The organism is Aestuariibacter sp. GS-14, from assembly GCF_006494365.1.
Classification (GTDB): Bacteria; Pseudomonadota; Gammaproteobacteria; order Enterobacterales; family Alteromonadaceae; genus Alteromonas; species Alteromonas mangrovi.
This window is the reverse complement of record NZ_VHIP01000002.1, coordinates 1-15039: the sequence shown is the minus strand read 5'-3', so window position 1 is coordinate 15039 and position 15039 is coordinate 1. Positions and strand designations below refer to the sequence as shown.

Sequence of the window (15039 nt, the reverse complement as noted above, 5' to 3'; positions counted from 1 at the left end):
CCGCACATGCGGGCTTTATTGTTTTTGAATAACGCGTTAGCTCAACTTATCATTAATTTTATCAACTGAGCCACCAGCAATATCATTAGCAACGGCCATAACCAGCGCGACAGCTTACTTTGTTCTTCGCTGTTCATCCGCCAATTGGATTTTTCCAGCATCGGCACAACAACAGCCAACGCCAGAAACAGGATGCCTATAATAATTATTACGGTCATTGTGAGAGTCCCATTGCATATTTAAGTACCTGTTGTTTCACCGGTCCACTGTGATGAGCCAGCTTTAGCAGCCCATTACGCAATAATTTCAGCGGCCCAATGTCGTTACTGAAGGTACTGTAAAATCCATCCATCGCGCCCATCATCAGCGCATTATCGCGTTGTCTGGGTTGTTCGTAATCCTCCTGTAGCATCTGCATACAGGTTGTGCTGGCCAGATCCGGCTTATCCGATAACACCGCCAGCAGCGATTTAATATCTTTAAACCCCAGGTTTACACCCTGCCCCGCTAAAGGATTTATGGTATGCGCGGCATCTCCCACCAGAATAATACCCGGCAACACATACTTACTGGCATGCCGGCGTACCAACGTAAATGCGGCACAATTAAGTACATCAAAATCCCCAGGCAAAGGCGGAAAATACTGCTTAATTCTGTCTTTTATTTGTGCTTTAGACTGCTTTTTCAAGTCGTTCAGTACTTCAGGCGAGTCATACCAGATAAGCGAAGCAAAGTTATCATGCATAGGCAATAATGCGCGAGGCCCATGCGGAGTAAACTGCTGCCAGGTAACCCCATCCACCGGCTGCGCAAAGGCAACGATAATCCCCATAGCCTGCTGCTTATATTGCCAGCCTGAGATACCAATCCCTGCCGCTTGCCTTACCTGTGATTCTGCCCCATCAGCGCCAATCAACCATTGGCAACTCAGGGTTGAGTTATTATCCAGCGTGACATGAACCACCTGCTCCTCATCACGCTCAATCTTCTCAATGCGCGCAGGTGAAAACCAGCTCACGTTGTCGTACGCCCGTAATGCGGCATGGCAACCCAGCTGAATAATGCGGTTCTCTGCAAAATAACCGAGCAGATCATGGCCCACTTCCTGAGCCAGAAAATCGGTACGGCAGTCGGGGTGTTCCCACACAGACAAACCATGGTAAGGCCGAACGCGCATGGCCTGTATATACTGCCAGGCGCCAAGTTCTGATAACAGATTAACCGACGCGGTGCTAATGGCAGACATGCGTAGATCAGGAGGTTGTTCTGCACTGAATGTTTGGGGCGGTCGCTGCTCAATTAACGCCACCGAATAGCCTGCGCGAGCCAACCCTAATGCGGTAGCAGCACCAACCATTCCTGCGCCGTTAATACAAAAATCAAACATAAACACTCCGTTTGTGATTTCACCATTATGCCTGAAGACATCAAGCGCCCTCAACGCCGGCGTGAAGAGTAATATAAAACAATCGCTGAATCAGTGACTTTCATTATTACGTTAAACACAATTGTGATGGATCGACAAACCCCGAAAAAGCCGGGTTGCATAGCTGGCTATCGACGAGCATAAAGGTTAAAATACGCGGCTATTTTGAACAACCATGCTGGTTTAACAGCGCCGCGGCCCGCCTACCCTGGTGAATCCGATTGTGAACGCCTGTCGTACCAGCCTAAACGTGAATATCGAACTGTTATGAGTAAAAAGCTGTACATCAAAACCTGGGGCTGCCAAATGAACGAGTATGACTCGGATAAAATGGCTGATCTGCTTGATGCAACCCATGGCTTTACCCTGGCCGAGGAAGCCGAAGACGCCGATGTGATTTTGCTCAACACCTGCTCGATTCGTGAAAAAGCTCAGGAAAAAGTATTCCACCAGCTAGGCCGCTGGAAAAATCTAAAGAAAACCAACCCTGACCTCATCATTGGTGTAGGTGGTTGTGTTGCCTCTCAGGAAGGCGAAAACATTCGCCAGCGCGCGCCATTTGTCGATCTGGTTTTCGGACCGCAAACCCTGCATCGCTTGCCTGAAATGATCAACAAAATTCGTGCCGGTGAAAAATCGGTGGTTGATGTTAGCTTCCCCGAAATTGAAAAGTTCGACCGCCTGCCAGAGCCGCGCGCAGAAGGGCCAACAGCATTCGTATCCATCATGGAAGGCTGTTCCAAATACTGCACATTCTGCGTAGTGCCTTATACCCGTGGTGAAGAAGTGAGTCGTCCGGTAGACGACGTGCTGCTGGAAATCGCTCAGTTGGCGGAACAAGGCGTACGCGAAGTTAACCTACTGGGTCAGAACGTAAATGCGTTTCGCGGCGAACATCACGATGGCAGTATCTGTCGTTTCGCAGAATTACTGGAACTGGTTGCGGCCATCGACGGTATCGACCGAATCCGTTATACCACGTCTCACCCGGTTGAATTTACTGACGACATTATTGCGGTATATGAAACCGTACCTGAGCTGGTAGATCACCTGCATTTGCCAGTGCAAAGTGGTTCAGATCGCATTCTGAATATGATGAAGCGCGGCCACACAGCATTGGAATACAAATCTAAAATCCGCAAATTGCGCAAAGTGCGCCCGAATATTTGCATGTCTTCAGACTTCATCGTTGGTTACCCGGGCGAAACCGATGCTGACTTCGAAGCCACTATGGATCTCATTCAAGCAATCGATTACGACCTGAGCTTTAGCTTTATTTATTCCGCCCGCCCCGGCACACCGGCGGCAGATGCGGTAGATGACGTTAGCGAAGACACAAAAAAACAACGTCTGTATTTGCTTCAGCAGCGTATTAACCAGCAAGCGCTTCGCATTGCTCGTAATATGATGGGCACAGAGCAACGCATTTTGGTTGAAGGTCCTTCCAAGAAAGACATTATGGAATTGCAAGGCCGTACCGAGAATAACCGCGTAGTGAACTTTGTAGGTACACCTGACATGATTGGCGAATTTGTGGATGTGAAGATTACTGATGTGTTCAGTAACTCGCTGCGTGGCGAGGTGATCCGCCGCGAAGCTGATATGGGGCTGCGAGTGGCAGTTTCGCCTCAAAGTATCCTTGCAAAACGTCAGGCCCAACAGCCAGATGCGCTTGGCGTTAGCCAATTCCAACCAACACATTAACAAGGTAGCGATTAAACTTGAGTAAATTGGTAAGTAACGAAGTAGTTTTAGAGCCGGAAGACAACAAACGTCTATCCAGTCTGTGTGGTCCGTTTGACGATAACATTAAGCAAATTGAACGTCGTCTGGGCGTGGAAATTACCTACCGTAGCAATTTTTTTAAGATTGTCGGTGAACCACAACAAACCCGCGGTGCGGGTGAATTACTCAAATTACTGTACATTGAAACTCAACCCGTGAAAGGGCATGTTCCGTTATTGGCTGCCGAACAGGTGCACCTGGCCATTCAGGAAGCCAGCTGCCTTGAACGGGATGATTCAGCCCGATACGGTAAAGAAGTGAATATCAAAACCAAGCGCGGCGTCATTAAGCCGCGCAATCCCAACCAGGCTCAATATGTAGCCAATGTGGTTAATCACGACATTACTTTTGGTATTGGTCCTGCCGGTACCGGTAAAACCTACCTGGCAGTTGCCTGTGCGGTAGACGCACTTGAACGCCAGGAAATACGTCGCATCCTGCTCACCCGTCCGGCTGTTGAAGCCGGTGAAAAACTGGGATTTTTGCCAGGGGATTTATCGCAAAAGGTCGATCCGTATTTGCGTCCGCTCTACGATGCCCTGTTTGAAATGCTGGGATTCGAGAAAGTAGAAAAGCTGATGGAGCGCAATGTTATTGAAGTAGCACCACTGGCTTACATGCGCGGCCGCACACTCAACGACGCTTTTATCATTCTGGACGAAAGTCAGAATACCACGGTTGAACAAATGAAAATGTTCCTCACGCGCATTGGATTTAACTCCAAAGCAGTGATCACTGGCGATATCACCCAGGTTGATTTGCCACGTGGAGTCCGCTCGGGCCTGCGCCACGCAATCAATGTTCTGCAGCCGGTAACCGATATTTCGTTTAATTTCTTTACCGCTGGCGATGTTGTGCGCCACCCAGTGGTTGCGCGAATTGTGCGGGCTTATGAAGATTACGAAGCCGAACAGGAACGTTTGCGTCTTGCTAAAAAGCAGGAAGAATCCGACGCTAACAAACGCGAAGATTAAGCGCTACCATGACAGCAATTATTGATTATCAGCAAGCATTTGATACTGACGAGAGTTTATTGGCAAGCCTGCCCAATGAAGCCCAGGTTACTGAGTGGGCTTCGGCCGTGCTGTCTCAGCTAGAGATCAGTGACAAAGAAATTACCGTGCGATTTGTGAATGCCGACGAATCCCAACAGTTAAATAATGACTATCGCGGCAAGGATAAGCCCACAAATGTGTTGTCTTTTCCGTTTGAGTGTCCACCTGAAGTCCCACTGGATTTGTTGGGTGATCTGGTTATTTGTGTGCCTGTCATTGCGCAGGAAGCCAAAGAACAACACAAGCCTATTGCCCATCATTATGCCCACATGATCGTACACGGTACCTTGCATTTACTGGGCTACGACCATATTGAAGATGACGAAGCAGAGGAAATGGAAGCACTGGAAATTTTGATTTTAGCCAAATTATCCATTGACGACCCGTATCAAGACGATTAACTTTGCTTAGTCATGTAACGAAAACGGATATTATGAGCGACGACAACTCCCACTCTACCAACGGCTCCTCGGGCAAAAGTTGGTTTGAAAAACTCAAACTGTCTTTCTCCGGAGAGCCGCAAAGTAAACAAGATCTGGTTGAAGTGATCACGGAAGCCGAACAGCGTGAGCTGATCGACCCGCAAACCAGAGAAATGATTGAAGGTGTTATTGGTGTAAACGAAATGCGCGTACGGGACATCATGATCCCCAGAGCGCAAATGGTTACCATTGACATCGATGAAGCCGTGGAAGAATTCCTGCCTGTCATGCTCGACAGCGCGCATTCCCGATTCCCGGTAATCAACGAAGACAAAGACCACATCGAAGGTATTTTGTTAGCAAAAGACTTATTGCGTTTTGCTTTCAATACCAAAGAAGATCAGCCTTTCCAAATTCGCAGCGTATTGCGCCCGGCAGTGATTGTGCCCGAAAGCAAACGGGTTGATGTATTGCTCAAAGAGTTCCGCCAACAGCGCTATCACATGGCAATAGTGGTGGACGAGTACGGCGGTGTATCCGGCCTGGTAACCATTGAAGATATCCTGGAACTGATCGTGGGCGAAATCGAGGATGAGTACGATACCGAAGAGGACGAGAGCGACGATATTCGTCCACTCAATAAGTACACCTACTCGGTAAAAGCACTCACGCCGGTGGAAGAATTTAATCGGTTCTTCGAAACCAAGTTCAGTGAAGAAGAAGCCGATACCATTGGAGGCATTGTGCTGAAAGCCTTTGGTCATATGCCAGCAACCAATGATGAAATTACCATTGGCAATATTCTGTTCAAGATAACCACTTCCGATAAGCGCCGATTGGTGCAGCTTAAAGTAACCCTGCCCGATCTGGAGTAACGCATTGCGCAAGTGGCTGCCTTATCTGCTGGCCTTACTGGCCGGCAGCTCGCTTACTCTGGCTTATGCCCCCTTTGATATCTGGCTGCTAACCCCGGTCGCCTTGTGTTTAGCCTTGTATCAACTCAATAAGCAATCTGTTTCAGGTTTTAAGCTTGGCTGGATCTTTGGTCTGGGCTGGTTTGGTGCAGGTATAAGCTGGGTGCACGTTAGCATTGCCGACTTTGGCGGCATGCCACTCGCCGCGTCAATACTGATGATGTTAGTGTTGTGCGGCTATTTAGCGCTCTACCCGGCCCTTGCCTTTTACGTGTTAAAACGCTATTTCAGTGTATCCTGGTGGCCGTTTGCGCTGCCGTTGTTCTGGACATCCAGCGAATGGTTGCGCAGTTGGATGCTATCGGGTTTTCCGTGGCTTTCCATTGGTTATAGCCAGCTAAACGGATGGCTGAATGGCTGGTTTGCCGTATTGGGTGAAACCGGTGTGTCAGCCATTGTGGCGGGCCTTTCTGCATCAGTGGTAGCCAGCCTGTACACCCGACGTTATCTGGCCAGTGCCTTTGCAATAGGCATTATGGTGGCTGGCAGCGCAGGGTTAGATCAGATTCACTGGACCACACCGGTTAAAGACGTGTCCATTGGTATGGTGCAAGGCAATATTGCGCAGTCGTTGCGTTGGGTACCGGAACAAGACCAGCCAACAATGACCCGCTACGAAACACTGACTGATCTATTATGGGACAACGACATTATTGTATGGCCGGAAGCTGCCGTACCTAAACTCGAATTGCTGGCGCTGGAGTACCTGCAACAAATGGACTCGCGTGCAGCCCAACACAATACAGCCATTATCAGCGGTGTGGTAAATTACAATTTTGAAAGCGAAGAAGCCTGGAACAATTTAATTGTGATGGGTAAAAAGCAGCCACAAGACGAAAGCGGCCATTATTACTATTTTCACGGTAATCGCTACGCCAAACACCACCTTCTGCCAGTAGGTGAATTTGTTCCTTTTGAAGACCTGCTGCGCCCGCTTGCGCCTTTATTTGACTTACCCATGTCGTCGTTTAGCCGGGGGGATTTCCAGCAAACCAATCTGATTGCAAACGGCTACCACCTGGCGCCGGCCATTTGCTTTGAGATTGCCTTTCCACGTCAGGTTGCGGCAAATTTGTATGAAGATACCGACTTTATCATTACCGTGAGCAATGATGCCTGGTTTGGCGCGTCTCACGGCCCGGATCAACATCTACAAATTGCCCAGGTCCGCGCCCGTGAATTGGGTTTACCGGTTATTCGCACCACCAATAATGGCATTAGTGCGCTTATCGACCACCAAGGTATGGTAGTTGCACGTTTACCTCAGTTTGAGGCCGCAACGCTGTCAGCTAAATTGTCTACGGTTACGGGGCAAACCCTCTATCGCCAATGGGGTGACAGTCTGGTGTGGCTATTGACACTGGGTTTATACCTCTTTGCCGTTAGTCAACGAGCGACTCCTCGAAAAATTTAATCGACTGGCCGATAGCTTACTTCCCTTCCCGCGCAGTATTGCGTTTAATACGGTTTTTAATCACTAACTGATTATGGATCTTATAATGAAAAAACTGGCTGCTGCGGCATTTTTGGCCGCCACATCAGGTTTCGCCTTTGCGCAAACCCTGGTACTCAAAGCGGATCGCCTGCTCGACGTTGAAAACGGCAAATTAATTAACAATGCAGCCGTGGTAATAGAAAACGACACCATCATTGCAGCGGGTGAAGCGCGCAAGATTACCTATGCCAGTGATAGTCGCATCATTGAATTGGGCGATTACACCCTGTTGCCTGGCCTAATGGACATGCACGTACACCTTACCAGCGATGCAACTAAGCACGGCTATAAGGGCTTAGCTGACTCGCTGCCCCGGGTTACCCTGACAGGTGTTAAGCACGCACAGGCCACACTGATGGCCGGTTTTACTACGGTAAGGAATGTGGGTGCACCAGGCTTCGCTGATGTGGCCTTGCGCGATGCCATTAACGATGGTGACATTGCCGGGCCCCGCATGTTTGTAGCAGGCCCCTCTTTAGGGGTAACAGGGGGTCACTGCGACGATAATCTGCTGCCCTACGAGTACCACACTGTAAGTGAAGGTGTAGCCGATGGCCCGTGGGCTGTGCGCGAAAAAGTGCGTCGCAATATTAAATACGGTGCTACTGTGATCAAATTCTGCGGTACCGGTGGTGTGCTATCAAAAGGTACCAAGGTAGGCGTTCAGCAATATACTTTTGAAGAAATGCAGGCACTGGTAGACGAAGCGCATATGCGTGGTTTAACCGTGGCGACACACGCACATGGTACAGACGGCATCAAAACGGCCATCAAAGCAGGTGTAGATTCGGTTGAGCACGTGAGTTTACTGGATGACGAAGCCATTAAGCTGGCACTAAAGCACGGTACCTATTTCTCGATGGATATTTACGTTACCGAATACATTCTGTCGGAAGGAGCACAAGCAGGTATTCTGGAAGAAAGCCTCGCTAAAGAACGCATTGTTGGTCAACGCCAGCGCGATAACTTTACCAAAGCTGTTAAAGCGGGCGTCAAAATGGTGTTTGGCTCGGATGCTGGTGTGTATCCCCACGGCGACAACGGCAAACAATTCGCGCGTATGGTGAAGTTTGGCATGACCCCCATGCAAGCCATTCAGGCCTCCACCATTAATGCCGCCACACTTTTAAAGCAGCAGGATACGCTGGGCAGTGTTTCTGAAGGTAAGAAGGCCGATATTGTGGGTGTGAAAGGCAACCCGCTTGATGATATCTCACTGCTGGAAAACGTGGGTCTTGTGGTAAAAGACGGTCAGATTGTGAAGTCACTGGCGATGTAATGCCCTTTTTAGTTCAGCGGGGAAACGCCGGATTTCCCTGCTGTCTGAATAAAATTTTAAAAAAATTTCGATTTTCTCACTTGAATTCAACCTGCGCATTCCCACATTAAGTATTGCCGGGGCTTAATAAAAGACCGGTGAATCTGCCGCCGCAACGCGGGGCAACTTATTGAAAACCATATTGCTTAATTTTGAGGATATGACTATGCGTACTATCGATCTATCTCCACTTTACCGTTCATTTATTGGTTTTGACCGTTTGGCATCAATGATTGATGCGGCATCACAAAACGGCAGCCAAACCACCTATCCCCCTTACAACATTGAATTGTTGGGCGAGGATAAATACCGAATAACCATGGCAATTGCGGGTTTTAGCAAAGACGATGTCACCATTGAAGTACTGGACAACTCGTTAACCATTACCGGCAAAAAGCCAGAAGAGGCCCAGGACGACACCAAGCGCGAATTCTTGCACAAGGGTATTTCTGAACGCAGCTTTGAGCGCAAGTTCCACTTAGGCGATCACGTAAACGTGGCCGCAGCAGAACTTGAACATGGCTTGCTGAACATCGATCTGGTAAGAGAAATTCCGGAAGAGAAAAAGCCGCGGCAGATTGAAATCGGCCGAACCTTGCTGGAAAACAAACAATAGTTAAGCATTACATGATTAACGGCGCACTCTGTGCGCCGTTTTTCATATTACCACTATACCTAATCTGGCATCGCCGCCATGGTATCAACGGGCAAGTGCTTTCGTCGTGACTGCCCTAATACAACACCAGACATAATGAGCCCACAAGCCGCCAGTTGACTGCCCGTCAGGCTTTCATCCAGCAACCAGTAAGCGAATATAATGGTGTAAACCGGTATCAGGTTACTGAAGATAGTCGCTTTGCTAAGGTCCATTCTGGCGATAGCGATATTGTAGAGTAAATAAGCGCCCAAGGTTACAAACACACCAAGAAACACGATCGCAGTCAGCGCCGGCCCTAAGGTAAAGTCAGGAGTATCCTGCATCAGCGCCAACGGCAGAAAGAACACGGTGCCTGAGAATGCCTGAAGGGACGTCAGGGTGACGGGAGAATATCGCTCTGATAGCTTTTTTAGACATACGCAATAGACGGCAGAACATGCCATTGCTGCGAATTCCAGTGCATTGCCGAGTATTGGATTGCTGGCATGCTCATTTTCCTCTGCAGCCAGACTCAACCATACCAAACCAATAAAAGCGGTCAGGAAGCCCAATAAGGCGACACCGGTGATCCTTTCCTTTAAAAAAATAAACGCCAGCCCAGCAGCTAACGGAGGCAACACCGCAGTGACCATACCAGCCTGCGCGGCCGAGGTGTGCTGCAATGCCATGGCTTCAAAAATAAAATATAAACAGGGTTCTGCCAACGACATTAGCAAGAGTAACTTCCAGTCTCCTGCCCGGTACTGAAATTTTTTCAGGCCTTTGTACATGAATAAAAAGCACACACTGGCTACTGCCATTCTGAGAAATATCACCCACATAGGTGAATAGTCTGTAAATGCGATTTTGAGTGCGATAAACGAACTTCCCCACAACATAGTGGCAATCAGAAGTAATAGAGGCGGTAACATATAAAAAAGCCAGCAGAAAAAATACCCCGCCATGCTATACCAATTACGTTTTATTGCATCAAACTTCGAGTGGTTCAATTATGGATGAAGCGAGTGGGTGAAATATTGGGCTGGTGTACAGTCGGTGCTAACGCAGGCCATGGGCTAATAATGATAGCGACACGAAATAACCGTTATTGCTGAATCGTCCACGGCATATACCAGCCTATTAGTATCATCTATTCGGCGAGACCAGAATCCCGACAGACTTTCTTTAAGGGGTTCGGGTTTATCGATCCCATCAAAAGGTGAGCGCCGAACATCGGCCATGAGTTTGTTAATCCGTTTTAGGGTCTTCTTGTCTTGTGTCTGCCAATAGACATAACTATTCCAGGCTTCATCAGTCCATGATAACAACCTGTTACTCATCAATAAGTTCTCGCTGAGTCGTTTTACCGGCTTTAAACTGCGATTGTAGGGAAAACTGTATGACTATGTGCGATTAAAGGTCGGCGGAAAAAAGTTGTTTAAGTGCACCGGAAAATGTCATCCCAGTATTTTTATTTCAGGATTGACTGTAATTACATGGAAATCTTCTCTTATTCCTCAGATAGTTAGGATACACTGGTTGCACTATTGTATTTACGTCTTCGCAGGAATGCTCGTGGAACAGCACTCGGTATCAGAAAACCGCTTTTATCGTCTTAAACTACTTATTCAACGTCTTGGCCCGGGTATTCTGATGGCTACCGCAGCCATTGGCGGCAGTCATTTAGTTGCATCAACTCAGGCAGGAGCACAATTCGGCTGGCAACTCGCCTTGCTAATACTGGCGGTTAACGTGTTTAAGTATCCGTTTTTTCGAGCGGGAGTAAGTTACACCATCGCCACACAACAAACATTGCAAACGGGCTATGCACACATGGGCAAACCGTATCTGCTTACCAGTTTTGCTTTAAATGCTTTGGTGTCGTTTGTGAATGCGGCGGCATTGCTGTTGTTTTCTGCCAGTTTGTTTAGTTTATTTTTACCGTTTAGCCTGCCATTACCGGTGATCGCAGGTGGCCTGCTAGCCGCCATGTTACTGGTGTTGATAGCCGGGCATTACCATTTGCTCAACCAGGTTGCTAAATTCATTATGGTTGCACTGCTAATTGCAACTGTAAGCGCCACGCTAATTGCCTGGCAACAAGGACCGGTTGCGCCGGCAGGCTTTGAATCGCCTTCCCCCTGGACTCTGGCTGCCATTGGCTTTTTAGTCGTCACCATGGGCTGGATGCCTGCGCCTATTGAAATTTCTGGGATCACTTCCCTGTGGTTAAAGCAACAATGCCAGGAACAACAGGTAACAGCTTCGTCAGCATTATTTGACTTCAACCTTGGCTATTTTGTTACCCTTTTGCTTGCACTGGTATTTTTGGCTCTGGGCGCACTGGTGTTGCATGGCAGTGGCGAGCAACTTGCCACTGGCGGCATTGGCTTTTCGCAACAACTGGTTAATTTATATGCATCCACCATTGGTGAGTGGTCTCGTTACCTTATTGCTGTGGTTGCATTTTTATGTATTTTTGGCTCAGCCATTACCGTTTACGACGGTTATTCACGCGCATTGGCCGAATGCCATAGTTTGCTGAAGGGAAAGTCAGACATCCCGGAAAACATCTATGTGGGCTGGTTGATCTGGGTGTCGGTGATGAGTTTCGCTATTGTGTTATTTTTCCAGTCTGCATTACTCACCATGCTGGGCTTTGCCATGACACTGGCTTTTGTTACCACGCCCATGTTCGCATGGCTTAACTACAGGCTGGTTCAGCGGGCAAACTTGCCTCCTGAACTCAGTGGCGGAAAAATCCTGTTGTGGTTAAGCCGGGCTGGACTCGTTTACCTATTTGGCTTCTTAGCCGTTTTTATTTTTTGGAAATGGATGCTGTAACGCTATGACAATATCACGCTGGCTAGTTACATTCACTTCGCTACTTGTCACAACCTTGTCGCAAGCAGGTGATTTCAGACACGTCGCCATTCCTGCCTCGCCACCCACTCAAGCACCGGTGATGATTCAGGGCCCCATGCCAATTGAAGCTGAATATTTTGCCAGTTTGCTGGAAAACGTACGCACGGAAAAATCCGGGCACGCCACGTTTTATCTGGGTACGTTAAACGGTTATCCCATTGTTGTAGCACAAACCGGTAAAGGACTGGAAAACACCGCAGCTGCGACGGCAATTGGTATAGAGCGCTACAGACCGCGTGCCATAATTAATCAGGGAACGTCTGGTGGTCACGATCCCAGCCTGAAAGTGGGCGATATTGTTATTGGTAAACGCGCGGTGAACGCCAGTAACTTCAAAACGCCATTTCGAGCCAAAGGTGAAGGCTCTGCGCCATTAACCTGGTTACCGATGGATTTACTGGCATCTTCCGGCAGTGCGGGGGAAGGCGATTCTGCCAAAGATGCCGAGCGTATTCGTTACTACCTGGGCTCACCCGAATTAATCGCCGCCGCACACGCGGTTAAACAACACTATATGCGCGGCAAGGTAGTTGAAGGTACCATCGCCAGCGGTAACTTCTGGAACAATGAATTGGATCGCATAGCCTGGCTACATGACCAGTTTGGTACCAGTACCGAGGAAATGGAAACCGCCGCTGCGGCACAAATTGCAGATGCCTACGGCGTGCCTTTTGTGGGTATTAGGGTGCTCTCCAACAATCTGACCAACGGCGGGCATTATGACCCCTCTACCGCCAAGGATTGTCAGGCATTTGTGAAAGCCATGCTGCTGTATTATTTGACAGCTGAAAAATAATGTAAATAAATTCACCCCATCCTGCCGCCTCAGTCGTTATGCATATGAAGAGGCGGTACAGTGACAATGTTCAGTTAACCATTACATGCACCGCTTCGCCCTAATAATAAGGAGCTTCGCATGCAAACCAATATCGCAACACCCAACGCGTTACCCTCCACTACGCTGGTTTTCCCTGGCAGCCTGAAAACGATGACCAATATTGCCTTAGCAGGCGCGCTAACGTTTGGTTTGTTTGTAGTGATGGCCAAACTCATTGAACAACAAGCTGATTTACCCGCGCCAACAGAAAACCTGGTACTTACAAATATTGTGTTTGATATGGAAGAATCCAAAATCCAGGTACGCCCCAAGATAAAGCCCATGCCAGAGCCGGTAAAAGCGCCAGAATCCAAGCCTACTATACCGCCTCAAGAGCCTGGCCCAACCAATACGGATTTCACTATCGATCCGGTTACGGTAAATACCGAAGTCACAATAAATACCACCATGGGCAACGGTAATCAGGATATGATGGCCCGCCCCATTGTGCGAGTTGACCCCAGCTATCCGCCTGATGCCGCGCGCGATGGCATTGAAGGCTGGGTAAAGCTGGCGTTCGATTTATCCCCGCAGGGCACGGTGGAGAACATCAGCATCCTGGATGCCGAACCTAAACGCATATTCGACCGCGAAGCGCGCCGAGCACTGGCGAAATGGAAATACCAGCCTCGGGTTGAAAAAGGTGTTCCCTTAGCGCAAACTGGTTTACAGGTCATGCTGACATTCGCGTTAGAGCAATAAGGACAGTGCCAATGGGAATAGCCAGATTAGGATTTCTGACAACAATTAAGAACCGGCTCACCGCAGCCGGACAGGAGGCAGCGCCGGCATTGGCGTTGTCTGCCTCAGCCACCAGTAACCCGGATGCGCTGGTGCGGCAATATCAAACCACGGGCGACAACCGGGCATTGGAAGCCTTGTACGATGAACATGCAAACCGGCTGTACTATTACCTGCTGGTAATGAGCGATCCAAACGCCGCTGCCGACATTACCCAGAAAGTGTGGTTAAAGCTCATTGAATCACCTCAACTGTATCAGGCGCAGGGGCAATTTCAGGCCTGGTTATTCACCATTGGTCATCGCATGCTGATTGATGAGATCCGCCGCAACAAGCGCTGGACCTACGACGATGATATTGACACCCTGCCCGATAATCATCAGGAAACGTCCCCCTGCGATGACTTTCATCAGGCTTTAAAACTATTGCCCTTTACCCAGCGCGAAGCCTTCTCGCTGCAACAGGAAGATTTCAGTCTGCAGGATATCGCCACCATATGTAATGTGCCGGTGGAAACCGTTAAAACCCGCCTGCGCTACGCCCGCGATAACCTGCGTAAACTGTGGAAACCAACAGCATGAACGACAACGATTTTAAACAAGCTTACGAACGCAGTAAGCAGCAATATCCGGCACCGGGACGCATTAAGAGGCAGGTACTCAATCAAGCCAAACAACCGTTCTCCTGGCGTATTTATCTGCCCGGAAAAGAGTGGATGGCGTTGGCTGGCGCGCTGTGCTGCCTGGTAGTCATTTATGCAATGAACAGCGTTGTCAGACAAGCCCCTATAGCAGTAACGGATGGGCTGGAGGTGGCCGTTGCCTATCACGGCTACGAAAATGAACTGCCTGAGGCCAGTAAGTACCAGCAAAAACTCATGGTATACAATCAAAAATACACCGACAACCTTGCAACCCTGAAAGCCTTTCACTCCAAGCACGCCATGTTGGCCAAACACGAAGGAAACTGGCTGTTTACCGACTGTAATAATCAAAAAATCACCGTATCGCCCCAACTCATGCAGGATCTGATGCAAACAAAACGCGCCGATGCTGAATTGATGGCTGGTAATTTTGTTGAGCTGGTGTTTGATGATCAGGGACGCTTAATTCAAATTACCCAAAGCAGGAAAAACCTATGCTAAGCAAAGCATTGTTACCCTGGACAAAGCCCCTGGGGGTGGGTTATCTGGCGGTGTTGCTGAGCATAAACGCAACAGCCACTACCTGGGTTGAGAGTGAAGTCGACGATCCGATATTGACGGGTGAAACCTGCCACGTTAGCGAACCCGCCAGTTACGGTAGCTATGTAATACCAATTCGCATAGAAGTTTGCCCTCTCAGAGTGAGTCAAAACGACTTAGATCACGACGCGCACTCTGAGG

Annotated in this window: 17 protein-coding genes; 13 read left to right on the top strand and 4 right to left on the bottom strand. The window is 48.7% G+C overall.

From position 1 onward, the window contains the following. Positions 1 to 41: 41 nt before the first annotated feature. Complete coding sequence (locus tag FJ444_RS21325) at positions 42 to 218, bottom strand: hypothetical protein (protein WP_181405046.1); 177 nt, start codon at positions 216 to 218, stop codon at positions 42 to 44. Further along, the gene (locus FJ444_RS03175) at positions 215 to 1387 is read right to left on the bottom strand and encodes an FAD-dependent oxidoreductase (protein WP_140956484.1); all 1173 of its coding nucleotides are present in this window, start codon (positions 1385 to 1387) and stop codon (positions 215 to 217) included. The genes FJ444_RS21325 and FJ444_RS03175 overlap by 4 nt, the downstream gene beginning before the upstream one ends. Before the next feature lie 306 nt (positions 1388 to 1693). Between FJ444_RS03175 and miaB the strand changes: the two genes are divergently transcribed. The 7 genes from miaB to FJ444_RS03140 all read left to right on the top strand — a co-directional run bounded on the left by miaB (position 1694) and on the right by FJ444_RS03140 (position 9091). Then, entirely contained in the window at positions 1694 to 3130 is a 1437-nt protein-coding gene (gene miaB / locus FJ444_RS03170) for a tRNA (N6-isopentenyl adenosine(37)-C2)-methylthiotransferase MiaB (protein WP_140956483.1), read from the top strand. A 17-nt stretch (positions 3131 to 3147) separates the two neighbouring features. After that, the gene (locus FJ444_RS03165) at positions 3148 to 4185 is read left to right on the top strand and encodes a PhoH family protein (RefSeq protein ID WP_140956482.1); all 1038 of its coding nucleotides are present in this window, start codon (positions 3148 to 3150) and stop codon (positions 4183 to 4185) included. An 8-nt stretch (positions 4186 to 4193) separates the two neighbouring features. Beyond that, positions 4194 to 4667: an rRNA maturation RNase YbeY gene (ybeY, locus tag FJ444_RS03160; RefSeq protein WP_140956481.1), complete on the top strand. Its 474-nt coding sequence runs from the start codon at positions 4194 to 4196 to the stop codon at positions 4665 to 4667. A 32-nt stretch (positions 4668 to 4699) separates the two neighbouring features. Then, positions 4700 to 5563, top strand: coding sequence for a CNNM family magnesium/cobalt transport protein CorC (gene corC / locus FJ444_RS03155; RefSeq protein ID WP_140956480.1), 864 nt, complete (start codon positions 4700 to 4702; stop codon positions 5561 to 5563). Positions 5564 to 5567: 4 nt separating this feature from the next. Next, positions 5568 to 7076: an apolipoprotein N-acyltransferase gene (gene lnt, locus FJ444_RS03150; RefSeq protein ID WP_255438950.1), complete on the top strand. Its 1509-nt coding sequence runs from the start codon at positions 5568 to 5570 to the stop codon at positions 7074 to 7076. Between the two features lie 85 nt (positions 7077 to 7161). After that, positions 7162 to 8436, top strand: a complete 1275-nt coding sequence (locus FJ444_RS03145; RefSeq protein WP_219993868.1) for an amidohydrolase family protein — start codon at positions 7162 to 7164, stop codon at positions 8434 to 8436. A gap of 205 nt (positions 8437 to 8641) precedes the next feature. Beyond that, positions 8642 to 9091 carry an Hsp20 family protein gene (locus FJ444_RS03140; protein ID WP_140956478.1) on the top strand — a complete coding sequence of 150 codons (450 nt, stop codon included), beginning with the start codon at positions 8642 to 8644 and terminating at the stop codon, positions 9089 to 9091. A 59-nt stretch (positions 9092 to 9150) separates the two neighbouring features. On the opposite strand, the gene FJ444_RS03135 is transcribed toward FJ444_RS03140, so the two are convergent. Both FJ444_RS03135 and FJ444_RS03130 read right to left on the bottom strand, forming a co-directional pair. Next, positions 9151 to 10044: a DMT family transporter gene (locus tag FJ444_RS03135; RefSeq protein ID WP_140956477.1), complete on the bottom strand. Its 894-nt coding sequence runs from the start codon at positions 10042 to 10044 to the stop codon at positions 9151 to 9153. 144 nt (positions 10045 to 10188) lie between these two features. Beyond that, on the bottom strand, positions 10189 to 10452 hold the full coding sequence (locus tag FJ444_RS03130; protein WP_140956476.1) for a Txe/YoeB family addiction module toxin: 264 nt from the start codon (positions 10450 to 10452) through the stop codon (positions 10189 to 10191). Positions 10453 to 10765: 313 nt separating this feature from the next. On the opposite strand from FJ444_RS03130, the gene FJ444_RS03125 reads away from it, so the two are divergent. The 6 genes from FJ444_RS03125 to FJ444_RS03100 form a co-directional block, all read left to right on the top strand. Beyond that, positions 10766 to 11956 (top strand): NRAMP family divalent metal transporter, encoded by a 1191-nt coding sequence (locus FJ444_RS03125; RefSeq protein ID WP_255439045.1) that lies wholly within the window; start codon positions 10766 to 10768, stop codon positions 11954 to 11956. Positions 11957 to 11960: 4 nt separating this feature from the next. After that, the gene (locus tag FJ444_RS03120; protein WP_140956475.1) at positions 11961 to 12833 is read left to right on the top strand and encodes a 5'-methylthioadenosine/S-adenosylhomocysteine nucleosidase; all 873 of its coding nucleotides are present in this window, start codon (positions 11961 to 11963) and stop codon (positions 12831 to 12833) included. Between the two features lie 120 nt (positions 12834 to 12953). Continuing rightward, positions 12954 to 13616, top strand: coding sequence for a TonB family protein (locus FJ444_RS03115; protein WP_140956474.1), 663 nt, complete (start codon positions 12954 to 12956; stop codon positions 13614 to 13616). An 11-nt stretch (positions 13617 to 13627) separates the two neighbouring features. Further along, positions 13628 to 14236, top strand: a complete 609-nt coding sequence (locus FJ444_RS03110; RefSeq protein WP_140956473.1) for a sigma-70 family RNA polymerase sigma factor — start codon at positions 13628 to 13630, stop codon at positions 14234 to 14236. Next, the gene (locus tag FJ444_RS03105; RefSeq protein ID WP_140956472.1) at positions 14233 to 14799 is read left to right on the top strand and encodes a hypothetical protein; all 567 of its coding nucleotides are present in this window, start codon (positions 14233 to 14235) and stop codon (positions 14797 to 14799) included. Before FJ444_RS03110 ends, FJ444_RS03105 begins: the two co-directional genes overlap by 4 nt. Next, positions 14793 to 15039: hypothetical protein (locus tag FJ444_RS03100; RefSeq protein ID WP_140956471.1), on the top strand; the 247-nt coding region annotated here is incomplete at its 3' end. The genes FJ444_RS03105 and FJ444_RS03100, both read left to right, overlap by 7 nt.